Annotated in this window: 19 protein-coding genes; 14 read left to right on the top strand and 5 right to left on the bottom strand. The window is 73.7% G+C overall.

Going from position 1 to position 24,607, the window contains the following annotated elements; translation table 11 throughout:
* On the top strand, positions 1 to 2,234 hold a 2,234-nt coding region (locus E1300_RS32205), incomplete at its 5' end, for a helix-hairpin-helix domain-containing protein (RefSeq protein WP_306440686.1).
* A gap of 389 nt (positions 2,235 to 2,623) precedes the next feature.
* Positions 2,624 to 3,256 carry a hypothetical protein gene (locus tag E1300_RS50455; RefSeq protein WP_165503087.1) on the top strand — a complete coding sequence of 211 codons (633 nt, stop codon included), beginning with the start codon at positions 2,624 to 2,626 and terminating at the stop codon, positions 3,254 to 3,256.
* Between the two features lie 139 nt (positions 3,257 to 3,395).
* On the opposite strand, the gene fabI is transcribed toward E1300_RS50455, so the two are convergent.
* A complete protein-coding gene (gene fabI, locus E1300_RS32195; RefSeq protein WP_131760876.1) occupies positions 3,396 to 4,208 on the bottom strand; it encodes an enoyl-ACP reductase FabI in 813 nt (270 codons plus the stop codon).
* A gap of 3 nt (positions 4,209 to 4,211) precedes the next feature.
* Entirely contained in the window at positions 4,212 to 4,916 is a 705-nt protein-coding gene (locus E1300_RS32190) for a beta-ketoacyl-ACP reductase (RefSeq protein WP_131760875.1), read from the bottom strand.
* A gap of 198 nt (positions 4,917 to 5,114) precedes the next feature.
* Here E1300_RS32190 and E1300_RS32185 point away from each other — a divergent pair, with 198 nt between their 5' ends.
* Both E1300_RS32185 and E1300_RS32180 read left to right on the top strand, forming a co-directional pair.
* Positions 5,115 to 6,614, top strand: a complete 1,500-nt coding sequence (locus tag E1300_RS32185; protein WP_207400071.1) for a TldD/PmbA family protein — start codon at positions 5,115 to 5,117, stop codon at positions 6,612 to 6,614.
* A complete protein-coding gene (locus tag E1300_RS32180; RefSeq protein ID WP_131760873.1) occupies positions 6,611 to 7,993 on the top strand; it encodes a TldD/PmbA family protein in 1,383 nt (460 codons plus the stop codon). Before E1300_RS32185 ends, E1300_RS32180 begins: the two co-directional genes overlap by 4 nt.
* A gap of 143 nt (positions 7,994 to 8,136) precedes the next feature.
* Here E1300_RS32180 and E1300_RS32175 read toward each other — a convergent pair whose 3' ends face one another.
* Positions 8,137 to 8,349, bottom strand: coding sequence for a dodecin (locus E1300_RS32175; protein ID WP_131760872.1), 213 nt, complete (start codon positions 8,347 to 8,349; stop codon positions 8,137 to 8,139).
* Between the two features lie 69 nt (positions 8,350 to 8,418).
* Here E1300_RS32175 and E1300_RS32170 point away from each other — a divergent pair, with 69 nt between their 5' ends.
* From E1300_RS32170 to E1300_RS32140, 6 genes are all read left to right on the top strand, one after another.
* Positions 8,419 to 8,748: a DUF3099 domain-containing protein gene (locus tag E1300_RS32170; protein ID WP_131760871.1), complete on the top strand. Its 330-nt coding sequence runs from the start codon at positions 8,419 to 8,421 to the stop codon at positions 8,746 to 8,748.
* A gap of 402 nt (positions 8,749 to 9,150) precedes the next feature.
* Entirely contained in the window at positions 9,151 to 10,029 is an 879-nt protein-coding gene (locus E1300_RS50450) for a hypothetical protein (protein ID WP_165503086.1), read from the top strand.
* 1,666 nt (positions 10,030 to 11,695) lie between these two features.
* Complete coding sequence (locus E1300_RS32155; RefSeq protein ID WP_131760869.1) at positions 11,696 to 13,438, top strand: substrate-binding domain-containing protein; 1,743 nt, start codon at positions 11,696 to 11,698, stop codon at positions 13,436 to 13,438.
* 148 nt (positions 13,439 to 13,586) lie between these two features.
* Positions 13,587 to 14,738, top strand: coding sequence for an acyl-CoA dehydrogenase family protein (locus tag E1300_RS32150; RefSeq protein ID WP_131760868.1), 1,152 nt, complete (start codon positions 13,587 to 13,589; stop codon positions 14,736 to 14,738).
* Between the two features lie 20 nt (positions 14,739 to 14,758).
* On the top strand, positions 14,759 to 15,514 hold the full coding sequence (gene fabG, locus E1300_RS32145; protein WP_131760867.1) for a 3-oxoacyl-ACP reductase FabG: 756 nt from the start codon (positions 14,759 to 14,761) through the stop codon (positions 15,512 to 15,514).
* A gap of 37 nt (positions 15,515 to 15,551) precedes the next feature.
* Entirely contained in the window at positions 15,552 to 16,190 is a 639-nt protein-coding gene (locus E1300_RS32140) for a TetR/AcrR family transcriptional regulator (protein ID WP_131760866.1), read from the top strand.
* Here E1300_RS32140 and E1300_RS32135 read toward each other — a convergent pair.
* A complete protein-coding gene (locus E1300_RS32135) occupies positions 16,132 to 16,899 on the bottom strand; it encodes a helical backbone metal receptor (RefSeq protein ID WP_131760878.1) in 768 nt (255 codons plus the stop codon). The genes E1300_RS32140 and E1300_RS32135 overlap by 59 nt on opposite strands.
* A gap of 140 nt (positions 16,900 to 17,039) precedes the next feature.
* A complete protein-coding gene (icmF, locus tag E1300_RS32130; RefSeq protein ID WP_242619522.1) occupies positions 17,040 to 20,225 on the bottom strand; it encodes a fused isobutyryl-CoA mutase/GTPase IcmF in 3,186 nt (1,061 codons plus the stop codon).
* A 183-nt stretch (positions 20,226 to 20,408) separates the two neighbouring features.
* Between icmF and E1300_RS32125 the strand changes: the two genes are divergently transcribed.
* The 4 genes from E1300_RS32125 to E1300_RS32110 all read left to right on the top strand — a co-directional run.
* Positions 20,409 to 20,936, top strand: coding sequence for a MarR family transcriptional regulator (locus E1300_RS32125; RefSeq protein ID WP_131760877.1), 528 nt, complete (start codon positions 20,409 to 20,411; stop codon positions 20,934 to 20,936).
* Between the two features lie 114 nt (positions 20,937 to 21,050).
* Positions 21,051 to 22,322: a hydroxyacid-oxoacid transhydrogenase gene (locus tag E1300_RS32120; RefSeq protein WP_131760864.1), complete on the top strand. Its 1,272-nt coding sequence runs from the start codon at positions 21,051 to 21,053 to the stop codon at positions 22,320 to 22,322.
* Between the two features lie 158 nt (positions 22,323 to 22,480).
* Positions 22,481 to 23,281 carry a tryptophan 2,3-dioxygenase gene (locus E1300_RS32115; RefSeq protein WP_131760863.1) on the top strand — a complete coding sequence of 267 codons (801 nt, stop codon included), beginning with the start codon at positions 22,481 to 22,483 and terminating at the stop codon, positions 23,279 to 23,281.
* Positions 23,271 to 24,607: FAD-dependent oxidoreductase (locus E1300_RS32110; RefSeq protein WP_131760862.1), on the top strand; the 1,337-nt coding region annotated here is incomplete at its 3' end. The genes E1300_RS32115 and E1300_RS32110, both read left to right, overlap by 11 nt.

The raw sequence follows: 24,607 nt of genomic DNA, 5'->3' as shown, positions 1-24,607 counted from the left end.
CGCCCGCCGCTGAGCAGAGCGGCGGATCGGGCGACGAGCACGGCGGCCGGGGCGGCGGACCCCGCAGCGGAGCCCCCGCCACACCGGCCGAGACGCCGCCTCCCGCGATCACCCCGCCCACGCGGGAGGGGCTCGCCGCCCTGAACGAACTGTTCGACGAGACGGGCGTCCCCACCGCGCTGACGCCCCGCACGGCGGCGCGCCTCGGCGCGGACGCGGCCGGACGCCTGCGCGCCGACCCGTGGCTGCTGCTGCGCGTCCCCGGCGTCCAGCCGCGGCAGGCCGACCACTTCGCCCGGCGGCTGCTCGGCGCGGACGCCCGCCCCGACGACCCCCGCCGCGGCCGCGCCCTCGTCGGGCACCTGCTCACGGAGGCGGCCCGCGAGGGGCACACCGTCACGCCCGCCGCCGCCGTCGTCGCCGCGCTGGAGCGGATCCAGGTCCCGGACCCGCGCGGCGCCGTCGAGGCCGCCTTGGACGAGGGCGACGTCCTCGTCCTCACCGAGGAGCCCGAGTTCGACGAGAACGCGTTCGACGAGGACGCCGAGCCCCCCGAACCCGAGGAGACGCTCGGGCTCGCCCGCTGGGCGCTGGCCGAGGACGCCGCCGCCGAGGGGTTCCAGCGGCTGACGTTCACGGCCACACCCCTGCTGGACGACGACGCCGTCCGAACCCTGCGCTCCGGCCTCCCCGAGGACCGCTCCCTCGCGCTCACCGCCGCGATCCGCACCGGCGTGAGCATCCTGCGCGGGGCGCCCGGCGACGTCGAGAGGGCCGCCCTCGACCTCGCCGCGGCCGCCGCCGGACACGGCATCCGCACCGCAGTGGCCGCCCCCACCGCCCGCGCCGCCGCCGACCTCGCCGCCACCCTCCCCCCAGGCCTAGCGGCCGACCCCGCCGCCCTAACCCCCCGCAACGACCCACCAACAGGCGACGACGGCAGCCGCCTCACAGGCAGCGCCGCGCCGGCGAATGGCACCGTCGCACGTGAGAGCAGCGGCCCGAGGAGGGGTACCGCCGGGACCACGCCCGGCTCCACGGGAGGCAGCGCGTCAAAGGACGCCCCCGCCTCCGCGGAGGACGACGGGAGCGACCCGAGTGGTGGCGCCGCCGAGGCCACTCCTGACTCGGCGAGAGGTAGCGCGTCGGTGGACGGGCCGCCCGTCGGCTCCGCGAGTGCCGCTGATCAGACGGGTAGCGCAGCGGGCTTCGACTCATCCGAGGGTGACGATCGCTCGGGCGGGGAGGGCGAGGCTCGGGTGCGGGGGCCGGTGGTGGCCGCGCTGCACCGGCTGCTCGAACCGCGGCAGGACGCCTCAGCCGCGCCAGGGGCCGTCGTCTTCGGGCGGGGCGAGCAGCGGCCGCTCGATGTGGACCTGCTGTTCGTGACCGCCGCGTCCGGTCTGGACGTGGAGCTGTGCGGGGTACTGGTGGAGGCGTGCGCCGACGGCACGCATCTAGTGTTGTGCGCGGAGGAGGGCGCGCCGCCGCCCGCCGGTCCGGGGAACCCCCTGGGCGACCTGGAGGCGTCCGAGACCGTCCCGGTCGTCACGCTGGACGCCGAGCCGCCCTCCGATCCGCTGCGCGCGCTCGGCGCGGCCGTGCGCGGCGGCGACCTCGTGGCCGTGGAGGCGCCGGGCCGGGAGGTGGTCGTCGTGCCGGCCGCCGACCCGGCGGAGGCGGTGCACCGGGCCGTCCAGCTCGTGACCGACTCGATCCCCCGCGCCCTCGGCATCCCCCCGGAGGACGTCCAGGTCGTCGCGCCTGCCACGGGCGGCGAGGCGGGCGCGACGGCGCTGAACGCGGCGTTCAAGGCGCGGCTGAACCCGGGCCCCGGCAGGTTCGCCGGGATGGACCCGGGCGATCGGGTGGTGGTCTCGGCACCGCTGCCCCAAGCGCCTGTCGGCGAGGTCGGCGTCGTCCTCGGCGGCGGGCCGCACGGGCTCGACGTCGAGTTCGCCGACGGCATGGCGACCCTGTCCCCCGCCGACGCGGGGCGGCTGCGCCACGGGTGGGCCGTGACGGTCGCGCAGGCGGCCGGGACGCCCCGCCCGGCGGTCGTCGCGGTGATGTCCGGCGAGGGGCTCTCGCGGCCGGTGACGGCCACGGCGTTCGGACTGGCGCGGCGGCACCTGTCGGTCGTCCAGGCGGCGGGCCCCGCGCTGGCGCGCGCGGTCCGCGAGGTCGGCGCCACCGAACGCCGAACCCGGCTGGCGAAACTGGTGGTGCAGTAACGCCCCAGTGCGAACCGTTGGCGCGGTGACGCCGTCTGTTGAAACGCCGCCACCGCGACGACGCCCTGGCCGCCCTCGTGGCGTCGCCGTGCGGAGGGCCGCCGGCGCGGTGACGCCTCCACTGGGACACCGCGGCTGCGGGCATGCTGTGGCCGTAGTGACGCCGACGGCGCAGGGGCGCTGACGGCGTGGGGACGGGTGTGGTGTTTGGGGGCTGTGGTGCTCTGCCGGTGGTGTCCGGGTGAAGAAACCGACGTGTCGCTGTTTACGGTCGCGCGCCAATGGGGCACGATCTGTCCCATTGGGCGCGGACGTGACCGTGACCATCGTGTCGCCATTTCGTTGGACACGATGTCAACAACAGCATCACCGGCAGGCAGAGGAGCGACATGCCCCAGCAGCTCTTGCGGCTCGGCTCGGCTTCGGCGGCGGTCTCCGCGGGCGCATTGGTCCTGCTGCTCGCCGCACCGGCGGCCGACGCCGCGGCGAGCGAGCGGCCCTGCGCGAAGGGCACGGACCCGGCCAGCACGATCGAGAACTGGAAGTGCAACCTCGGCAACCTGCGCGAGGCCCTGACCCCGAAGACGCCCACGCCGTCGCCCTCGACGAAGCCGACGAAGCAGACGAAGGCGGCGCCGAAGAAGAGCTCCCCGAGCAAGGCCGCGAAGGCGCCCGCGAAGACCTCTGCGGGATCGCGCGCCCCGTCCGGCACGCCGAGCGGCGGCGGGGCGGGCGGCGCGCCGTCCACCATGACGGGCGGCCAGGGGCTCAAGCCCTACAAGGGGACGTCGCCGTCCGGGCTCACGGGCGTCCTGCCGACCCCGGAGATCGCCACCGACCCGAACGGCTACCTCGCCGCGGGGACGCCGCAGACGCGGCTCATCTCCCCCGTCGCGGCCTCGCAGCGCCAGGACGACCAGATGGCGTGGGTGGCCGCCGCCGCGGGTGCCGCGGGCGCCGTGGCGGCATTGAACCTCAGCGTCGCGGGCCGCAGCCTCCGCCGCCGCGCCGGCGGCCGCTGACCCCCGGCCAGGGGATCGCGAGCTCCGGCCCGGAGCGAAGCAGCACGAAGGGCCCTTCCCCCGGTGGGGAAGGGCCCTCAGCGTTCGCGGGAGTCGGTCGGCTGTGTGTGGACGCCCGTCGGCTGGTTGTGGGAGCCGGTCAGCTTGCGGTGTCTGCGGTGTCTGCGGCTGGGGGGGCGCCGACCGCGTGGAGGCCGCCGTCCACGTGGACGATCTCGCCGGTCGTCGCCGGGAAGAAGTCCGACAGCAGCGCCGCGCACGCGCGCGCGGTGGGCTCGCTGTCCTTGATGTTCCAGCCGAGCGGCGCCACGCGGGGCCACATGTCCGTCATGTTCTCGAACCCGGGGATGCTCTTGGCCGCCATCGTGGCGAGCGGCCCGGCCGCGACCAGGTTGACGCGGATGCCCTGCGGGCCCAGGTACTTGGCCAGGTAGCGGGCGCACGACTCCAGGCCCGCCTTGGCGACGCCCATCCAGTCGTACACGGGCCACGCCTTGGTGGCGTCGAAGTCCAGCCCGACGACCGAGCCGCCGTCCTTCATCAGCGGCAGGCACGCCATCGTGAGCGCCTTCAGCGAGTACGTCGAGGAGTGCACGGCGATCGCCACGTCCTCCCAGGGGGTGTCCAGGAAGTTGCCGCCGAGGGCGTTCTGCGGCGCGAACGCAATCGCGTGGACGACGCCGTCCAGCCGGTCGAAGCCCAGGTCCTGGAGGTTGCCGGCGAGGGAGTCGAGCTGCTCGGTGTTCATGACGTCGAGTTCGAGCACCGGCGGCGGGTTGTCGGGTCCCGTCGGCAGCCGCTTGGCGGTGCGCTGGGTGAGGGTCGGGCGCGGGTAGGCGGTCAGGACCACCTCGGCGCCCTGCTCCTGCGCGACCCGCGCGATGTGGAAGCCGATGGACGCGTCGGTCAGGACGCCCGTGACCAGGATCCGCTTGCCTTCGAGAATTCCCATGCCTCAGTGCCCCATTCCCAGGCCGCCGTCGACGGGGATCACTGCCCCGGTGATGTAGGCGGCGTCCTCGCTCGCCACGAACCGCACGGCCTTGGCGACCTCGTCGGGCCGCGCGATGCGCCCGAGCGGGATGGCCGCCGTGATCGCCTTCTGCTGGTCCTCGTTCAGCACCGCCGTCATGTCGGTGTCGACGAAGCCGGGCGCCACCACGTTCACGGTGATGTTGCGGGAGCCGAGCTCGCGGGCCAGCGACCGGGCGAAGCCGACCATGCCCGCCTTGGACGCGGCGTAGTTCGCCTGGCCGGGCGACCCGAGCAGCCCCACCACCGACGACACCAGCACGATCCGGCCGCCGCGCTTGCGCATCATGCCCTTCACGCCGCGCTTGGCGACCCGGAACGCGCCGGTCAGGTTGGTGTCCAGCACCGACGTGAACGACTCCTCGCTCATGATCGCCAGCAGCGTGTCCTTGGTGATCCCGGCGTTCGCGACGAGCACCTCGACGGGCCCCTGCTCGGCCTCGACCTTGCCGAACGCCGCGTCGACGTCCTCGGCGCTGGTCACGTCGCACCGGACCCCGAACAGGCCCTCGGGCGGCTCGCCCGACCGGTAGGTGACGGCGACGGCGTCCCCCGCGGCGGCGAGCTCGCGGGCGATCGCCAGGCCGATGCCCCGGTTACCCCCGGTCACGAGGACTGAGCGACTCATCACGACCCTTCCGTTGGCTGTGGCGGACCTGCGCGCGGGCCCGCCGGGCTCCGTCCCGCCGTCCGCTCGCCGTCCGGCGACGACAGCAAGGGACACTAGCGGCCCGGCGGCGGGCTGAGGATGTGCCGACCCGACAAGATCCCGCTGACCGTGTTTGTTCGGGCGGGCACCGCCCCCGCGGGCGGTAGGTTGCCAAGGGTGCATGACATCGATCCCGCCTTCACCGCGCTCCCGCTGCGCGCGCTGGCCGACGCGGCCCTGAGCCGGGCCCGGGAGCTCGGCGCGGAGCACGCCGACTTCCGGCTGGAGCGCATCCGCAGCCAGACCCTCCGCCTCGCCGACGCCGCCCTGGAGACGGCCGTGGACGCCGACGACATAGGCCTGTCGGTCCGGGTCGTCAAGGACGGCACCTGGGGCTTCGCGGCCGGCATCGACCTGACCCCGGAGGGCGCCGCGCGGGTCGCCGCGCAGGCCGTCGAGGTCGCCGCCGTCGCCAGGGCCGTCAACCGCGAGCCCATCGAGCTCGCGCCGGAGCCCGTCCATGGGGAGCGCACCTGGGTCTCCTCCTACGAGGTCGACCCGTTCGACATCCCGACCGGCGACAAGGTCGCGCTGCTGGCGGACTGGAGCCGCCGCCTGCTGTCCGACGACCGCGTCGACCACGTCGACGCCACCCTGCTCCAGGTCAAGGAGAACAAGTTCTTCGCCGACCTCGCCGGGACGGTCACCACCCAGCAGCGCGTCCGGCTCCACCCCGTCGTCAACGCGGTCGGGATCGCCGACGGCGTCTTCGACACGATGCGGACGCTCGCGCCGCCCGCCGGGTACGGGTGGGAGTGGCTGACGGGCGCGCACTGGGACTGGGACGGCGAGCTGGCCCGCATCCCGGAGCTGCTCGCCGAGAAGCTCGCCGCGCCGTCGGTCGAGGCGGGCGTCTACGACGTGGTCGTCCACCCGTCGAACCTGTGGCTGACGATCCACGAGTCGATCGGGCACGCCACCGAGCTGGACCGGGCGCTCGGCTACGAGGCCGCCTACGCCGGCACGTCCTTCGCCACCCCCGACAAGCTCGGCTCCCTGCAATACGGGTCCAAGGTCATGAACATCACCGGGGACCGCACCGCCGAGCACGGCCTCGCCACCATCGGCTACGACGACGAGGGCGTCGAGACCCAGTCGTTCGACATCGTGTCCGGCGGCCTGTTCACCGGCTACCAGACCGACCGGCGCATCGCCCGCCTCACCGGCGCCGACCGCTCCAACGGGTGCGCGTTCGCCGACTCCGCGTCCAGCATGCCGATCCAGCGGATGGCGAACGTGTCGCTCAAGCCCGCCGAGGACGGCCCGTCCACCGACGAGCTGATCTCCGGGGTGGAGCGCGGCATCTACATCATGGGCGACAAGAGCTGGTCGATCGACATGCAGCGCTACAACTTCCAGTTCACCGGGCAGCGGTTCTACCGCATCGAGAACGGCCGCCTCGCCGGGCAGCTCCGCGACGTGGCCTACCAGGCGACCACCACCGACTTCTGGAACTCGATGGAGGCCGTCGGCGGCCCGCAGACCTACGTGCTCGGCGGCGCGTTCAACTGCGGCAAGGGCCAGCCCGGGCAGGTCGCGCCGGTCAGCCACGGCTGCCCGTCGGCGCTGTTCCGCGGCGTCAACATCCTCAACGCCCTGAAGGAGGCCGGCCAGTGAGCGTTCTCGGGCCGCAGGAGGCCGTCGAGCGGGCGCTGTCGCTGTCGCGCTCGGACGACTGCGTCGTCATCGCCGAGGAGTCCAGCACCGCGAACCTGCGGTGGGCGGGCAACACCCTCACCACCAACGGCGTCACCCGCTCCAGCCGCCTCACGGTGATCGCGCTGCGCGGGACCGGCGACGGCGTCGCGGCGGGCGTGGTGTCGCGGGCCGCGGTCGGCGCGGACGCCGTCGAGGACCTCGTCCGCGCCGCCGAGGCCGACGCCGCCGCGAACACCCCCGCCGAGGACGCCGCGCCGCTCGTCGGCGGCGGCGCTGCGGACGGCTGGGACGACGCCCCGGCCGAGACCGGCATCGGCGTCTTCGAGGGCCTCGCGCCCGCGCTCGGCGAGGCGTTCGCCGCCGCGCAGGCCGCCGACCACCGGCTCTACGGGTTCGCCAACCACGGCGTGACCTCGACGTTCGTCGGCAGCTCCGCGGGCCTGCGGCTCCGCGACGACCAGCCGACCGGGCTGCTGGAGCTCAACGCCAAGGGCGCGGGCGGCTCCGCGTGGGCCGGGGTCGGCACCCGCGACTTCGCCGAGGTGGACGTCCCCGCGCTGACCTCCGACCTCGCGCGGCGGCTGGCGTGGGGCGAGCGGCGCGTCGACCTGCCCGCCGGCCGGTACGAGACGATCCTGCCGCCGAGCGCCGTCGCCGACCTGATGATCTACCTGTACTGGTCGGCGAACGCCCAGGACGCCCAGGACGGCCGGACCGTGTTCAGCGCACCCGGCGGCGGGACCCGCGTCGGGGAGAAGCTCGCGAGCCTGCCCGTCACCCTCGCCAGCGACCCGCTCGCCCCCGGCATGGAGTGCACCCCGTTCGTCGTCGCGCACGCCTCCAGCCGCGAGTCGTCGGTGTTCGACAACGGGCTGCCGCTGACGGCCACCGACTGGATCAGGGACGGCACCCTCACCTCCCTCACCCAGACCCGGCACTCGGCGCGGCGGACCGGGCTGGCGCTCACCCCGTCCATCGGCAACCTCGCCATGACCGGGCCGGACGGCGGCGCCTCCCTGGAGGACATGGTGGCCCGCACCGAGCGCGGCCTGCTGCTCACCTGCCTCTGGTACATCCGGGAGGTCGACCCGCAGCGGCTCCTGCTCACCGGCCTCACCCGCGACGGCGTCTACCTCGTCGAGGACGGCGAGGTCGTCGGGGCCGTGAACAACTTCCGGTTTAACGAGAGCCCCGTCGACCTGCTGTCGCGCATCACGGAGGTCGGCGGCACCACGCCGACCCTCCCCCGCGAATGGTCGGACTACTTCACCCGCGCGGCGATGCCTCCCGTCCGGGTGCCCGACTTCAACATGTCGACGGTGTCGCAGGCGTCCTGAATCCCCGTCCGGACGGGGCTTTCGACCTCCGCCCCGGACGCCGAGGCCCGCCTGGCGCGCCCCCAGCGTCGCCAGGCGGGCCTTCCGGCGTCTTCAGGCAGGCGGGGCTCCGCTAAGGGGGCCCGGAGGGCGCAGGGACGCGCTCAGCCGTCCTCCAGACGGAAACCGACCTTCAACGTCACCTGGAAGTGCGCCACCTCCCCGTCCTCGATCTGCCCGCGGACCTCCGTCACCTCGAACCAGTCCAGGTGCCGGAGCGTCTGCGAAGCGCGCCTGATCCCGTTGCGGACCGCGGCCTCGACGGACTCCGGGGAGGTCCCCACGATCTCGGTCACCCGGTACGTGCGATCGGTCATCTCGCTCCTCCCGTTGCCAAGGCGCCACCTACTGTCGCCTCGCGGACTCCTTGGGCTTACCGTGGAATGGTGAAGGTCAATCCCCGCCGCAGGCCAGAGGTCTACACGGTCACCGACGCTCCCCGGCCGATGTCGGAGGACATCGGCCACCGGCAGCGCCGCTACCTGCTGTCCATGGGCATCCGGACCGTGTGCTTCGTCGGCGCGGTGGTGTCCGCGATGGCCGGGGCGCCGCTGTGGCTCGTGGGGCTCCTGATCGTCGGAGCGCTGTTCCTGCCCTACATCAGCGTCGTATTCGCCAACGGCGGCCGGGAGCCGGTCCCGACGGCGCGGTTCCAGGAACCGGGGAGCCGGGAACACAAGCCGGTTTCCGGACAGCGACCGGAAATCGGGTCGTGACATTCTCTTGACTAACCGCGGGGGGTTTCGGTGTACGATTTGTACCGGCGCTCTGGTCCCCCGTCGGAGCGCCCGTGCCGGTGTTCCGGGCCCCCGTCGGAACACCGATGATGCGGCGCCGGGTGGATTGCCCCCGTATCCACCCGGCGCCGCTTTTCATGTCCGGGGACCCGCGCTTGACGGCGCCCTGACCCGTCCTTGAGACCGGGCTCCGCCCCGAGCACATCCGCCGGAAAGCACAAGGCCCAACGCTGGCCTGCTCCGGCCACAAGCCGAAACCCGCGGAATCCGAACTTTTTCCTCGCCGGGCCGTGCATGGCGCGCGTCCAGGTGAGCCGACCGCGTCCGCCGTGCGTACAGCCAGGGGGCCGGTACACCGCCCCGCGCCCGAGGGGAGGTCCCGTGCAATCCGCTTCCCGGCCGGACGGCGACACGCTCGCCACAGCCACCACCGATCCCACCCCGCCCCCCACCGACCCCACCTCCCCCGACTCCACCCCCGCCGACTCCGCCCCTGCCGGATCCACCCCCGCCGCCTCCACGCCACCCGAGTCCCCGCCACCCGAGTCCCCGCCACCCGAGTCCGCCCCACCCGAGTCCGCCCCACCCGAGTCCGCCCCACCCGAGTCCGCCCCACCCGAGTCCGCCGCAGCCGAATCCGCCGCAGCCGAATCCGCCCCAGCCGAATCCGCCGACTCCGAGCCCGCCGCCGGTTCCGCCACCATCGCGGCCGGACGAGCGAGGCGGCGACCCGAGCGGATCGGGCACGCGATGCTCCTGACCGGGGTGTGCGCCTCCGCGCTGGCATTGGCGCTCGTCCCGCTCGTCGTGATCCTGGCGTCGCTGCGTGACTCCGGACCGTCCCCCGTCGCGGTGCCGCCCCTGCCGGTAGGAACGAGGCCGCCCCCGAGTTCGGGAGAGGGTCCCGGCCTCCCTCCCCCACCGCCGGAGACTTCCGCGCCCCGCCACCCCGCCGGGCCGCCGCCGGAGACGCGCGCGCTCGCGGTGGACGCCCTCGCGCGAATGCGGCGCGCCATCGACGCCGGCATGGCGGCACGCGAGATCGATCCCCGCTTCGGCACCGAGCTCGCGACGCAGGTGACGACGCTGCTCAACGAGGTCGACGGCGGCACCCCCGTCGACCTCGCCGGAAGGGTCGCCCGGCTCCAGGCCGCCGTGGCCGGACGAGCGCCGGGCGACGCGACGCCCGCCAGGGCGGCCGGCCTGGCGGCGCTGCTCTCCGACGTGCCGATCCGACGCCAACCTGGACGCGAGCCTTGACGAACGTCCGCATTGAGACGAACATCACACGAGGCGGACCGAGACACATCACTCATCTGTCTCATTCCTCCCGCGAGGATCTGGCAAGGCGGGCGGGCCGCGGCCCGGCGCTCCCGTCCGGAAACGGAGATCGGCGATGAGCGCAGACGACGACGTGCCCGACTGGGCGCCGCGAGACCCGCGCGAGAGCGGCGGAACCGGCATTCCCTATACGTTCCGCGGCTCCTCGTACCTCGGCGGTGTTCCGAGCCCGCACACCACACCAGCCCAAGACGCCTCCCTCACCAACGAGGCCGCACCCGCGCCAGAAACCACGCCTCCTGAAGGCGCCAAACCCGCGGAAGTGAACAGGCACGCACGCAGAAGCACACCCCGAGCAGGGGCCGCCCCCTCGAAAGGGACCTCATTCGCGCGAGAAATCACCTCCCGCACAGGCGCCAGGCTCCGGGCAAGACTCAAAGCCACCCGAAGCACCGAGCCCTCAGGAAGCAACGCAGCCACCCGGGGCGAGACGTCCTTGAGAGGCGGCCCACCCACACAGGCCAACGCGTCGCCGGGAGAAGGTACACCCACATGGAGCAACACGGCCGCGGGCGAGGCCGTGCCCACGCATGACACCGCGTCGCCGAGACGCAACGCGGTCGCGTGGGGCGAAGCCGCCATGGAAGACGGCACGCCAACGTGGGGATCCCCGCGCTCGGGAGAAGGCGCACCCGCGCAGGGCGTGACGCCATCCGGAGAGGGCGCCGCCAGACCGGGCGAAGCTTTCATCGGAGACGGCGCGCCCACATGGGGGATCACGCGCTCCGGAAGCCCACCCGGACAGGGCGAGACGCAATCCGGAGGCCGAGCGACCAGGCCGGGCGAGGACCCCTTGGGAGGGAGCGCGTCCGGGTGGGGCACCACGGGCTCGGCAGGGGGCGCATCCGCACAGGACGACGTGTCACCGGGACGAGACACATCCGCGTGGGGCGAGGACCCCTTGGAAGCTGGCACGTCCGGGTGGGGCACCACGGGCTCGGCAGGAAGCGCATCCGCACGGGGCGACGCGTCGCCGGAACGAGACACATCCGCGTGGGGCCAGGATCCCTTGGGAGGCAGCGCGTCCGGGTGGGGCACCACGGGCTCGGCCGGGGGCGCATCCGCCCAGGGCGACGCGTCGCCGGGACGAGACATGGTCGCGTGGGGCGAGGACCCCCTGGGAGGCGCGTCCGGACAGGACGCCATGCGTTCGGACGCCATGGGCTCGGGAGAAGGCGCGTCCGGACAGGGCGTGACGCCCTCCGGCGGGGGTGCGGCTAGGTGGGGCGGGGCTTCCTCGGGACGGGCCGCACCTGCGCGGGGCGGTTCGCCTTCGGCGGAGGGCGTGGCCGCCGGGGGCGGCTCGTTGGGAGGGGGCGCGGCTGCGTCGGGTGGCATGGCCTCGGGGCAGACGGAACCCGCGCGGGGTGACTTGTTCGTGGCGGGGCGTGCGCCTGCGGAGGGGGATGTGGTCTCTCGGGGAGGCCGTGCGGGAAGGGCTGTGCGTTCGGGTGATCGGGGGGGCTCGGAAGTGGGCGCCTCTCGGGTGGTGCCCGGTAAGCGGGGGCGTCGGGCTTCTGGGCCCGCGCATGCTGCGGCCGGCGGGTGGCGGCGGGGGCGTGGCGGGCATGCCGGGAGCCGGGGGGTGCGGCGGCGGGTTCTGCTCGGGCCGCTCGCGGCGGCGGTCGGGTTGACGGTGGTCGGAGGCCTGGGGGCGTATGCCCTCGCCGGGACGGGCGGAGGCTGCTCCGGTGACGGCACGTTGACGCTGGCCGTGGCGGCGGCGCCTGATGTCGCGCCTGCGGTGGCCAGGGCGGTGGGCCGTTTCAACGACGACGGGAACGAGGTCGGGGGCAAGTGTGTCCGGGCGCGGGTCAGCGCGACCGACCCGGTCGCTGTGGCGACGCTCCTGTCGGGGCGGGGATCGGCGGGGGTCACGCAGAAGCCGGACGTCTGGATTCCCGATTCCACCCTGTGGACGAAGCTCGTCCAGGGGACGGCGGGCAACCAGGCGGGGAATCTGACCGATCTGGGGAGCATGGCGGGTACGCCGATCGTCGTGGCGATGCCGAAGACGCTCGCGGGGCAGCTGAGGGAGAAGGGCGTTCCCGCGCAGCCGTCCTGGGAGGATCTGCTGCGCGCCGCGGGCACCGCTGAGAACTCGACGAAGGACCCGGCCGATGGAGAGGGTCGCGGCGGCATTCCCCGGCGGCTGTTCAGGCTCCAGGTGCCCGATCCGAACCGCACCGCCACCGGGATGGGCGCCCTGACGCTCGCCGGGACGCTGCTGTCCCGGGTGCAGGGCGGCGAGGCCCTGTTCACGGGCGCCGTCCGGACGTTCCGCGAGGGGATCGCGGCGTCCGTCGACGCCGAGTTCACCGCGTTCCGCAAGGAACGCGGTGAGAGGTATCCGGTGGCGCTCGCGCCGGAGCAGGCGGTGTTCGGCTACAACGCGCGGCGGCCCGCCGAGCCCGCGGTCGCGGTGCATCCCGCGGAGGGAACGGTCCTGTTGGACTACCCCGTCGTCAACCTGTCGCGGGACTCGGCCAAGGGGCGTGCGAGCGGGCTCTTGATGAAGGCGTTGACCTCCGCGGCCACCCGGGACGACCTCCGCAGGCTCGGGTTCCGGACGTCCGACGGCACCGCGCCTCCGCAGTTCTCCGCGAGCAACGGCCTGGACCCGCGCGGCCTCCACGCGCTCTCCACGCCGCCTCCCGCCGAGGTGCGGCGCACCATGCAGTCGTGGGCGCGGCTGTCCCTCAGCATCCGGATGCTGAGCATCATCGACGTGTCCGGCTCCATGGACGAGGAGGTCGCGCCGGGCGTGACGCGGTTGCAGTCGACGATCAGCACGGCGCAGGGCGGGCTGTCCCTCCTGCCGGACGACACCGAGCTCGGCCAGTGGGTGTTCTCCACGCGGTTGCAGGGCGACCAGGACTGGCGGGAGATGGTGAGCGTGGGGCCGCTCGGGGAGCGGCTCGGCTCGTCCACGCGACGCCAACTGGTGCTGAGCGCGTTCGCGCAGATGCGCGCGAAGGAGCACGGGGACACGGGCCTGTACGACACGGTCATGGCGGCGTTCGACTACATGAAGCGGACCTACAAGCCGGAGTTCGTGAACTCGATCCTGCTGTGGACGGACGGGCGCAACGAGGATCCGGGCGGTCCGTCGCTGCGGGCGACGCTGGACGTCCTGCGCCGCGAGTACGACCCGGAGCGTCCCGTGCCGGTGTTCATGTTCGGCTACGGCCGGGACGTGGACGTGGCCGAGCTGCGGGAGATCGCGCGGGCGACGCGGGGCGAGGTGTTCGTCGCGGACACCCCGGGCCAGGTGCAGGAGATCTTCCTGAAGGCGATCTCCCGGCGGGTCTGCGCGCCGAACTGCTGAGCGCGGCTATCAGCGGAACGCTAGCTTCTGTTCTGGTCCTCGGGCCGTGGGAGGTGGCCTCTGTGCTCGCCTGCCCGGTTTGGTACTAGAATCTCGTTCGCGTTAAGTTAGCGTTCTGATAGTTACGCGTTCCGAAAGGGGCACCGCCGTGCGCCGCACCCTGTTCAACGAGGACCACGAGGCCTTCCGCGAGACGATCCGGGACTTCATCGAGGCCGAGGTCGCGCCCGTGTACGACCAGTGGGAGGAGGCGGGGCACCCGCCGCGCGACTTCTACAACAAGCTCGGCGAGCTCGGCGTCTTCGGCATCCAGGTGCCGGAGGAGTACGGGGGCGCGGGCGAGACCAGCTTCAAGTACCAGGCCGTGATCTCCGAGGAGTGCGCCCGGGCCGGGGTGAGCTTCGGCGGCTACGGCGTGCACGTCAACCTCGTCCTGCCGTACCTGCTGAAGTACGCCTCCGAGGAGCAGAAGAAGCGCTGGCTCCCGCCGTTCATCTCCGGCGAGATGATGACGGCCATCGCCATGACCGAGCCCGGCACGGGCTCCGACCTGGCCGGGATGCAGACCACCGCCAAGCTGGACGGCGACCACTACGTCCTGAACGGCGCCAAGACCTTCATCACCGGCGGCGTCCTCGCCGACCGGGTGCTGGTCGTCGCGCGGACCTCCCCCGCCACGCCGGAGAACCGCCGGGCGGGCCTGTCGATCCTCGCGGTGGACACCAAGAGCGAGGGCTACGCGGTCGGCCGCAAGCTGGAGAAGATCGGGCTGCGCAGCTCCGACACCGCCGAGCTGTCGTTCACCGACGTGCGCGTCCCGGTCGAGGACCTGCTCGGCGAGGAGGGCCGCGGGTTCGAGTACCTGACCCACAACCTCGCCGAGGAGCGGCTCGGCATCGCGACCAGCTCGTACGCGTCGGCGGCCGCCGCCGTCGAGTTCGCCCGCAAGTACGTGCAGGAGCGCACGGTGTTCGGCAAGACCGTGTCGTCGTTCCAGAACACCAAGTTCGTGCTGGCCGAGTGCGCCACCGAGGTCGAGGCGGCCCGGTCGCTGGTCGACCGCGCGATCGAGGCGCTGGACGCCGGGGAGCTCACCCCCGCGGACGCGGCCGTCGCCAAGCTGTTCTGCACCGAGGTGCAGCAGCGGGTGGTCGACAAGTGCCTCCAGCTGCACGGCGGCTACGGCTACATCCTGGAGTACCCGATCGCGCGCCTGTACACCGACGCCCGGGTCGCCCGCATCTACGGCGGCACCAGCGAGGTGCTCAAGACGATCATCGCCAAGGACATCAAGGTCTGAGGAAGGGCAGGGAGGACGCCATGACGGACACCAGGGTCGCCATCGTCACCGGCGCGGCGCGGGGCATCGGCGCCGCGACCGCCGTCCGCCTCGCGCAGGAGGGCTTCGCGGTCGCGGTCTGCGACCTCGACGAGGCCGCCTGCGCGGACACCGTCGCCGCCATCGGCAAGGAGGGCGGGAAGGCCCTCGCCGTCGGCGTGGACGTCGCCGACGCCGAGCGGGTCGCCGCCGCGGTCGCGCGGATCGCGGCCGAGCTCGGGCCGCCGGTGGTGCTCGTGAACAACGCCGGGATCCTGCGCGACAACCTGCTGTTCAAGATGTCCGAGGACGACTGGGACGCGGTCATGTCCGTGCACCTCCGCGGCTCGTTCCTGATGAGCCGGGCCGCGCAGGAGCACATGACCAAGGCCGGCTGGGGCCGCATCGTCAACCTGTCGTCGACGTCGGCGCTCGGCAACCGCGGGCAGGCCAACTACTCGGCCGCCAAGGCCGGTCTCCAGGGGTTCACCAAGACCCTCGCGATCGAGCTCGGCAAGTTCGGCGTCACTGCCAACGCGATCGCCCCCGGGTTCATCGCGACGGAGATGACCGCCGCGACGGCCGCGCGGGTCGGCGCCGACTTCGAGGAGTTCAAGAAGGCGGCGGCCCAGCAGATCCCGGTGCGCCGCGTCGGCGTGCCGGAGGACGTCGCGGGCGTGGTGGCGTTCCTGGTGAGCGATGACGCCTCGTTCGTGTCCGGACAGGTGATCTACGTGGCGGGCGGGCCGAAGGCCTGAGCGGGCCTCGCGCGCACTCCGCCGGCGAACGGAGGCGATGGTGACCAGCCCGCGGGCGGCCCGCCGCGAGGGCCAGGCACGGGACCGGGACGCGACCGAGGAGGCGCTGCGCGCGGCGGCGGTCGCGCTGCTGCGCCGCGGCGGCGTCCTCGCCGGGCTCAACCTGCGGGAGGTCGCCGACGAGGCGGCCGTCAACCGCGGGCTGGTCTACCAGTACTTCGGGTCGCGGCGGGGGCTGCTGCGCTCGGCGCTGTTCCACCGGTCGCGGCCCAACGCCGACGACGCGGCGGAGTCGGTCGGGCTGCCGCTGCGCAAGCGGCTGTCCCGGCTGTTCTGGCAGAGCCTGCGCAACCCGGAGCCGGTCCGGCTGGCGACCCTGCTGGTGCTGGACGGCGACGACCGGCCGCGGGTGCTGCTCAACCGCGGCGAGGGCCGCAAGGCGCTCGCCGAGGAGGCCGCCCGCGGCGAGCTCCCGATCGACGACGTGGAGGCCGTCCAGGCGGCGCTGGCCTCCACCATCTACGGGTACACGCTGCTCCGCGAGCACCTCGCGCGGGAGATCGACGTGCCCGCCGAGGAACTGGACGGCCGCATGGCCCGCTGCCTGGAGGCCATGTTCACCCGTCCCCCGGAAGGCGCGGCCGACCCTGGGCCCGCTGCTCCCCCTGACGCCTGAGGAGTGAGCCGGCCGCGAGGCGTTCGGCCAGGACCGCCGGGGCGTCCACGAGGGACGGCCCGTACCAGGTGAGGTGGCGGCCGTCGACGAGCGCGGCGGGCAGGGCGGGGAACGCCTCGGGGCCGTCGTCGGCGGTGAAGCGGTACGGCTCGTCGGGCAGGACGACCAGGTCCGCGTCCGCCGCGTTCAGCTCGTCCAAGGGGATCTTCGGGTAGCGCTCGGGATGGCCGGCGTACACGTTGGCGACGCCCAGGCGCGCGAGGACGTCGCCGGTGAAGGTGTCGCGGCCGACGACCATCCAGGGCCGCCGCCAGACGGGGATGATCGCGGCGCGCGGCGGGCCGGGCTCCACGCCGGCCCAGACCCGCTCCGCCTCGTCCAGCCAGCCCGGCGCCTCCACCCGGCACGCCCCGGCGAGCATGCGGCGCAGCGAGGCGAGGGCCTCGTCCACGGTGCGGATCCGCGTCATCCACACCGGGATCCCCGCCGCGCGCAGCGCCTCGACGTCCGCGGGACGGTTCTCCTCGGTGTTGCCGAGGACGACGTCGGGCCGCAGTTCCACGATCTTCGCCACGTCCGGGTTCTTCGTGCCCCGGACGCGCGGGACGTCCAGGCCGGCGGGGTGGGTGCACCAGTCCGTGGCGCCCGCGAGGAGGCCGGGCGCGGTCGCCGCGACCGACTCGGTCAGGGACGGGACGAGCGACACCACCCGGCGGACCCGGTCCGGGACGGGGACCGGGGCCCCGGTGTCGTCGGTACCGGTCTCCTCGGTGCCCGTGCCGGTGTCGTCGGTGCCGGGGCCCGCGGCGCCCTCGCGGGAACCGGGACCCCGGTGGGCTCCGCCGCCGGTCACACGTTGCGGCGGTACTGCCCGCCGACCTCGAAGAACGCGTCGGTGATCTGCTGGAGGCTGCACACCCGCGCCGCGTCCATCAGCACCGCGAACACGTTGCCGCCCGAGCGGGCGGCGTCCTTCAGCGCGGCGAGGGCGGCCGCGGCCTCCTCGCGGTGCGCGGCCTGGTGGGCGCGGACCCGGTCGAGCTGGGACCGCTTCTCCTCCTCGGTCGCGCGGGCCAGCTCGATCGTCTGCGGCGTGCCGGAGCCGGCGTCCGGGGCGCGGAAGGTGTTGACGCCGACGATCGGCAGCGACCCGTCGTGCTTGCGCTGCTCGTAGAGCATCGACTCGTCCTGGATGCGGCCGCGCTGGTAGCCGGTCTCCATCGCGCCGAGCACGCCGCCGCGCTCGCTGATGGCGTCGAACTCGCGCAGGACGGCCTCCTCGACGAGGTCGGTCAGCTCGTCGATGACGAACGACCCCTGGAGCGGGTTCTCGTTCATCGCGAGGCCCCACTCGCGGTTGATGATGAGCTGGATCGCGAGGGCCCGGCGCACGGACTCGGCCGTCGGGGTGGTGACGGCCTCGTCGTAGGCGTTGGTGTGGAGGCTGTTGCAGTTGTCGTAGATGGCGATGAGGGCCTGCAAGGTCGTGCGGATGTCGTTGAAGTTCATCTCCTGCGCGTGCAGGGAGCGCCCTGACGTCTGCACGTGGTACTTGAGCTTCTGGCTGCGTTCGTTGGCGCCGTACCGGTCCCGCATGGCCACGGCCCAGATGCGGCGGGCCACGCGTCCGAGGACGCTGTACTCGGGGTCCATGCCGTTGGAGAAGAAGAACGACAGGTTGGGCGCGAAGTCGTTCACGTCCATCCCGCGGGCCAGGTACGACTCGACGTAGGTGAACCCGTTGGCGAGGGTGAACGCGAGCTGGCTGATGGGGTTCGCCCCGGCCTCGGCGATGTGGTATCCGGAGATGGACACCGAGTAGAAGTTGCGGACGCCGTTGGCGATGAACCACTCCTGGATGTCGCCCATCATCCGCAGCGAGAACTCGGTCGAGAAGATGCAGGTGTTCTGGCCCTGGTCCTCCTTGAGGATGTCGGCCTGGACGGTGCCCCGCACGGTGGACAGGACGCGGGCGCGGACGGCCTCCGCCTCCTCGCCGGACGGCTCGCGCCCGTGCTCGGCGCGGAACGCGTCCAGCCCCTGGTCGATCGCGGTGTTCAGGAAGAACGCCAGGATCGTCGGCGCCGGACCGTTGATCGTCATCGACACCGAGGTGGTGGGCGCGGACAGGTCGAACCCGTCGTACAGCGCCTTCATGTCGTCCAGCGTCGCGATGGACACGCCCGACGTGCCGACCTTGCCGTAGACGTCGGGGCGCTCGTCCGGGTCGCGCCCGTACAGGGTGACGGAGTCGAACGCGGTCGACAGGCGGGTCGCGGGCTGGCCCTCCGACAGCAGCTTGAAGCGCCGGTTGGTGCGGAACGGGTCGCCCTCCCCCGCGAACATCCGCGCCGGATCCTCGTTGTCGCGCTTGAACGGGAACACTCCGGCGGTGAACGGGAACCGGCCCGGCAGGTTCTCCGACCGCAGGAACCGCAGCAGCTCGCCGTGGTCGGTGTAGCGGGGCAGCGCGACCCGCGGGATGCGGCTGCCCGACAGGGACTCGCGGGTCAGCCTCGTCCGCAGCTCCCTGTCGCGGATCCGGACGACCTGCTCGTCGCCCGAGTACGCCTCGACGACGGCGGGCCAGCCCTCGACCAGCTCGGCGTTGGCCGGGTCGACGTCGCGGCGGGCGCGCTCCAGCAGCGCCTCCACCTCGGTGGCGTCGGCCAGCTCGGCGCGGACCTCGTCCAGCCGCTGGACGCGCCGGACCGCCTCCACCTGCGCGGCCGTGGCGGCGTGGTAGCCGCGGACGGTCTCGGCGATCTCCGACAGGTACCGGACGCGGGCGGGCGGGATGATCGTGGCGGCGCCGGTCGACACCTTCGTCTCGACCCGCGGCAGGACGCCGGGCGAGCGGGGCAGGCCGTGCTCGGCGAGCAGCCCGCTCAGGTGCTGGTACAGCGCGGTGACGCCGTCGTCGTCGAACGTGGCGGCGCTGGTGCCGAAGACCGGCATGTCCTCCGGCCGGGCGCCGAACGCCTCCCGGTTGCGGACGAGCTGCCGCGACACGTCCCGCAGCGCGTCGGCGGCGCCGCGCCGCTCGAACTTGTTGATCGCGACGACGTCGGCGAAGTCGAGCATGTCGATCTTCTCCAGCTGGGACGCGGCGCCGAACTCCGGCGTCATGACGTAGAGGGACACGTCCACCAGCGGGACGATCGCGGCGTCGCCCTGGCCGATGCCGGGCGTCTCCAGGATCACGAGGTCGTACCCGGCGGCCTTGCAGGCGGTGACGGCGTCCTCGATGCCCTCGGGCAGCTCGCGGGCGCCGCGCGTCGCCAGGGACCGGAAGAACACGCGGTCGCCGTCGAGGGCGTTCATGCGGATGCGGTCGCCGAGCAGGGCGCCGCCGCCGCGCCGCCGGGTCGGGTCCACGGCGAGGACCGCGATGCGCAGCCCGTCCCGCCGGTCGACGCGCAGCCGCCGCACCAGCTCGTCGGTCAGCGAGGACTTGCCGGACCCGCCGGTGCCGGTGATGCCGAGGACCGGGACGCTCCGCCCGGCCGCCGCCGCGGCGAGCGCGGCGCGGCCGGCGTCCGGGAGCCGCCCGGCCTGGAGGCACGTGATCGCCCGGGCGAGGGCGCGCCGGTCGCCCGCCAGGACGGCGTCCGCGGCGGGCGGCTCGGCGGCCAGGTCCACGTCGCAGTCGCGCACCAGCTCGTTGATCATGCCGGGCAGGCCGAGGCGCTGGCCGTCCTCGGGCGAGAAGATCCGCACGCCCGCGCCGGACAGCCGGGCGATCTCCTCGTGCACGATGACGCCGCCGCCCCCGCCGAACACCCGGACGTGCTCGGCGCCGGCCTCCTTCAGGCTGTGCGAGAGGTACTCGAAGTACTCCACGTGGCCGCCCTGGTAGGAGCTGATCGCCACGCCCTGCGCGTCCTCCTCCAGGACGGCGTCGACGACCTCGCGCACCGAGCGGTCGTGGCCGAGGTGCACGACCTCGGCGCCCTGCGACTGGAGGATCCGCCGCATGATGTTGATCGCGGCGTCGTGCCCGTCGAACAGCGCCGCCGCCGTCACGAAACGCACCGGATGCACCGGTACGTGGAGGTCACCCGCCGAACGCGCCACGGTGCTCGCCCCCAACCCTTGGACATCCAATATTTGGAAGTTAAAGTAGTTTCCGTGCCCGATCAGGTCAAGACCGGTCAGGTGGCATACGGTGAGGCCGTGCCCGCCCCTGCCTCCGGCAACCCCGTCCCCGGTGATCCCGTGCCCGGCGATCCCGTCCCCGGCGACGCCGTCCGCCCCGCCCTCGACCCGATCGCCGAGGCCCACCGCCAGTGGAGCCTCCGCTGGCCCGAGCACGCCGACCACATGGCGGCCGTCACCTCGGTGATGCGCGCCCAGCAGCTCCTCCTCGGCCGCGTCGAGTCCGTCCTGAAGCCGTACGGGCTGACGTTCGCCGCGTACGAGGCCCTGCGGCTGCTCGCCTTCACCCGCACCGGGACGCTGCCGATGGGCAAGATGGGCACCCGGCTGATGGTCCACCCCGCCTCGGTCACCAACGTGATCGGCCGGCTGGAGGGCCGCGGCCTCGTCGGCCGCCGCCCCTCCCCCGACGACCGCCGCGTCGTGCTCGCCACGATCACCGACGCCGGACGCGAGCTGGCCGAGGAGGCCACCGCGGCCCTCAACGAGTCCGGCTTCGGCATCGGCGGGCTGCCCGCCGGCCAGGCCGCCGAGATCACCGCCGCCCTCCGCGCCGTCCGGGTGTCGGCGGGCGAGGTCGCGCCCTAGGACGCCCCGGCCCTGCGCCCGGCTCCGTAGCGCGCACGCCGCCACGCGTTCGTTGACTTCTCCACGGGTGATGTCACGGTGGAGACGGTCACTGGATCGCACGGAGGTGGCGCGATGGCGGGCGAGACGGTCTTCACCTACGGCGCTCCGCAGCTCAAGTTCGGCGCGGGCGCGGCCGACGAGATCGGGTACGACCTGGCCCAGTACGGGGCGCGGCGGGTCCTGGTCGTGACCGACCCGGGCGTGGCCGCCACGGGCGGGCCCCAGCGCGTCGCGGACGCGATGAAGGCCTACGGCATCGAGGCGGACGTCTTCGACGCGGTGCGCGTGGAGCCGACGGACGAGAGCCTGCGGCTCGCGGTCCGGTACGCGCGGGAGGGCGGCCCCTACGACGCGTACGTGGCGGTCGGCGGCGGGTCGAGCATCGACACCGCCAAGGCGGTCGACCTGCTGACCACCAACGAGGGCGACCTGTCGGAGTACCTCAACCCGCCCGTGGGGGCGGGCCGGGCGCCGGAGCGCCCGCTGCTGCCGCTGATCGCCGTGCCCACGACGACGGGGACCGGCGCGGAGAGCACGACGGTGTGCGTCCTGGACGTCCTGGAACTCAGGGTCAAGACGGGGATCAGCCACCCCCGGCTGCGCCCGACGCTCGCCGTGGTGGACCCCGACCTCACCCTGTCGCAGCCGCCGGAGGTCACCGCCTCGGCCGGGATGGACATCGTCTGCCACGCCCTGGAGAGCTACACCGCGCGGCCCTTCGACTCCTACGACCGGAAGCGGCCGGAGCAGCGCGTCCCGTACTGCGGCGCCAACCCGGTGTCGGACATGTGGGCGGAACGGTCGCTGGGCCTGCTCGCCCGCTCGTTCCGCCGGGCCGTCCAGGACGGCGAGGACCGGCAGGCCCGCGCGGACATGGCCCTCGCCGCGACGTTCGCGGGCCTCGGGTTCGGGAACGCGGGCGTGCACGTCCCGCACGCCAACGCCTACCCGATCGCCGGGCGCGCCAGCGGGTTCCGGCCGTCCGGCTACCCGGGCGAGGGGCCGCTGGTGCCGCACGGCATGGCGGTGTCGCTGACCGCCCCGGAGGCGTTCCGGTTCACCTACCAGGCGCGCCCCGAGCGGCACGTGCGGGCCGCCGAGCTGCTCGACCCGTCCATGGACCGCCCGAACGACCCGGCCGAGCACCTCCCGCGCGTGCTCCTCGCCCTGATGCGCGACATCGGCATTCCGGCCGGGATCGGCGAGGTCGGGTACACCGAGGGCGACGTCCCCGCGCTGGTCGAGGGGACGATGAAGCAGGAGCGGCTGCTCGCGACGTCGCCGCGGCCCGTCCACCCGGAGACGGTGGCCGAGATCCTTACCCGCTCGCTGCGGCTGTGGTGAGCGCGCGGACGGCGCGGCGGCGTCCCTGACGCGGACGGCCGCGGAGCCCCGCGCGGGTGAGGATGGGAGGGCGGGCGCCCCCGCCCGCTCTCGCCCTGGATGGGCGGAACGATCCAATATGCTGCGGGTCACATCCGTTATGGCGCAAGGAGGCGGTAATGGCGGATTCGCCGACGATGACGTACGGCGGCTATCTGCGGCTCGACAGGCTCCTGTCCTGCCAGGAACCCCGGACCGGCGCCCACGACGAGCTCCTGTTCGTGATCATCCACCAGGTCTACGAGCTGTGGTTCAAGCAGATCCTGCACGAGGCCGAGCTGCTCCAGCGCCGGCTGGAGGAGGGCAACAGCGCCGGGTCGCTGCACACCGCCCGCCGGATCACCAAGATCCTCAAGACCGTGGTCGGGCAGCTCGACGTGCTGGAGACGATGACGCCCCGCCAGTTCGCCTCGTTCCGGGACGCCCTCGGGACGTCCAGCGGGTTCCAGAGCGCGCAGTTCCGCGAGCTGGAGGCCGTGCTCGGGCGGCGCTCCTTCCCCGCCTCGGACCTGCGCGACGACCCCCGGCTCCGCGCGGCGACGTCCCGCCCGTCGCTGTTCGACTCGCTGCTGCGCTACCTGGCCGGGCAGGGCCACCCCGTCCCGGACGAGGCGCTCGGCCGTGACACGTCCCGCCCGTGGGAGCCGGACCCCGGCGTCCAGCGGGTCCTCCTCACCGTGTACGCGGACGAGAGCGGCCCGGCCGCCGAGGTGTGCGAGGCGCTCGTCGACGTGGACGAGGGCATCCAGGAGTGGCGGTACCGGCACCTGAAGATGGTCGAGCGGACGATCGGCGCCAAGGTCGGCACCGGCGGGTCGGCCGGGGCCGACTACCTGCGGTCCACGCTGTTCGCCCCGGCGTTCCCCGACCTGTGGGAGGTCCGCTCGCAGACCGAGGAGGTCCCCGTCCATGGCGCGTGACGGCGCGGGCCGCGGGCCGGGCGGGGAGCGCGTCGCCGTCGTCGGCGCGGGGCTGGCGGGCTGCCTGCTGGCCGTGCTGCTCGGCCGCCGCGGCGTCCCGGTGACGGTGTACGAGCGGCGCCCCGACCCGCGCGTCGCGGGCGCCGAGCGGGGCCGCTCGATCAACCTGGCGGTCTCGGCGCGCGGCCTCGCGGCGCTGGAGCAGGTGGGCCTGCGCGACCACGCGCTCAAGCGGGCGCTGCCCATGCACGGCCGGATGGTGCACCCGCTGGGCGCCGCCCCGAACTTCCAGCCCTACAGCGCGGACGGCGAGCGGGCCATCAACTCCATCAGCCGGGCCGAGCTGAACCGATCGCTGCTGGACGCCGCCGAAGCCACCCCCGGCGTCACGCTGCGCTTCTCCCAGCGCGTGACGGGAGTCGACGCCCGCGAAGGCGTCCTGCTGCTGGAGGGCGCCGACGGCGGCACGGTCACCGAGCCCGCCGACGTCGTCCTCGCCGGGGACGGCGCCTACAGCGCGGTGCGGACCTCCCTGGGCCTCGACGTCGACGCGGATTTCCTGGAGCACGGCTACAAGGAGCTGACCGTCCCGGCGCGGAACGGGGACTTCGCGCTGGACCCCGACGCGCTGCACATCTGGCCGCGCGGCACGTCCATGATGATCGCGCTGCCGAACCTCGACCGGTCGTTCACCTGCACGCTGTTCTGGCCGAAGCCCGACTTCGACGCGCTGGACACGCCCGAGCGGGTCGCGGCCCACTTCGCCGAGCACTATCCGGACGTCGCGGGCCTCATGCCGGACCTCGCCGCCGACTACGCGCGCAACCCGGTCGGGTCGCTCGTCACCGTCCGGTGCTGGCCGTGGGCGCGGTACGGGGACGGGGCGCTCGCGGCGCTGGTCGGCGACGCGGCGCACGCGATCGTGCCGTTCTTCGGGCAGGGCGCCAACTGCGCGTTCGAGGACTGCATCGAGATCGACCGCTGCCTGGACGAGGCGGGCGGGCACTGGCCGCGCGCCCTGTCGCTCTACCAGGAGCGGCGCAAGGCCAACACCGACGCGATCGCCGAGATGGCGCTCGACAACTTCGTCGAGATGCGCGACCGGGTCTCCTCGCCGGTGTACCGGGCGAGGCAGGCCGCGACGCACGCGCTGGAGCGGCGCCTCGCGGGCCGCTACGTGTCCCGGTACGAGCTGGTGTCGTTCTCGACCGTCCCGTACGCGGAGATTCCGGCGCGCATCAGGCGGCAGAACCGGATCCTCGGCGCGGCCGCGCTCACCGGCGCTGCGGCGCTGGCGCTCGCCGCCCGCGCGCTCCGGCCGGCGCT

Origin of the sequence: Actinomadura fibrosa, assembly GCF_900659615.1 — a bacterium.
GTDB classification, from domain to species: Bacteria; Actinomycetota; Actinomycetes; order Streptosporangiales; family Streptosporangiaceae; genus Spirillospora; species Spirillospora fibrosa.
The sequence above is the reverse complement of the archived record's forward strand: the minus strand, read 5'-3'. Positions and strand labels throughout refer to the sequence as shown.

What these genes read in the sequence shown, in the direction of transcription:
- fabG (WP_131760867.1), top strand. Translation starts at nt 14,759, where the DNA reads ATGACGGACACCAGGGTCGCCATCGTCACCGGCGCGGCGCGGGGCATC.
- E1300_RS32115 (WP_131760863.1), top strand. Translation starts at nt 22,481, where the DNA reads ATGGCGGATTCGCCGACGATGACGTACGGCGGCTATCTGCGGCTCGAC.
- fabI (WP_131760876.1), bottom strand. Translation starts at nt 4,208, where the DNA reads ATGGGAATTCTCGAAGGCAAGCGGATCCTGGTCACGGGCGTCCTGACC.
- E1300_RS32190 (WP_131760875.1), bottom strand. Translation starts at nt 4,916, where the DNA reads ATGAGTCGCTCAGTCCTCGTGACCGGGGGTAACCGGGGCATCGGCCTG.
- E1300_RS32140 (WP_131760866.1), top strand. Translation starts at nt 15,552, where the DNA reads ATGGTGACCAGCCCGCGGGCGGCCCGCCGCGAGGGCCAGGCACGGGAC.
- E1300_RS32175 (WP_131760872.1), bottom strand. Translation starts at nt 8,349, where the DNA reads ATGACCGATCGCACGTACCGGGTGACCGAGATCGTGGGGACCTCCCCG.
- E1300_RS32120 (WP_131760864.1), top strand. Translation starts at nt 21,051, where the DNA reads ATGGCGGGCGAGACGGTCTTCACCTACGGCGCTCCGCAGCTCAAGTTC.
- E1300_RS50455 (WP_165503087.1), top strand. Translation starts at nt 2,624, where the DNA reads ATGCCCCAGCAGCTCTTGCGGCTCGGCTCGGCTTCGGCGGCGGTCTCC.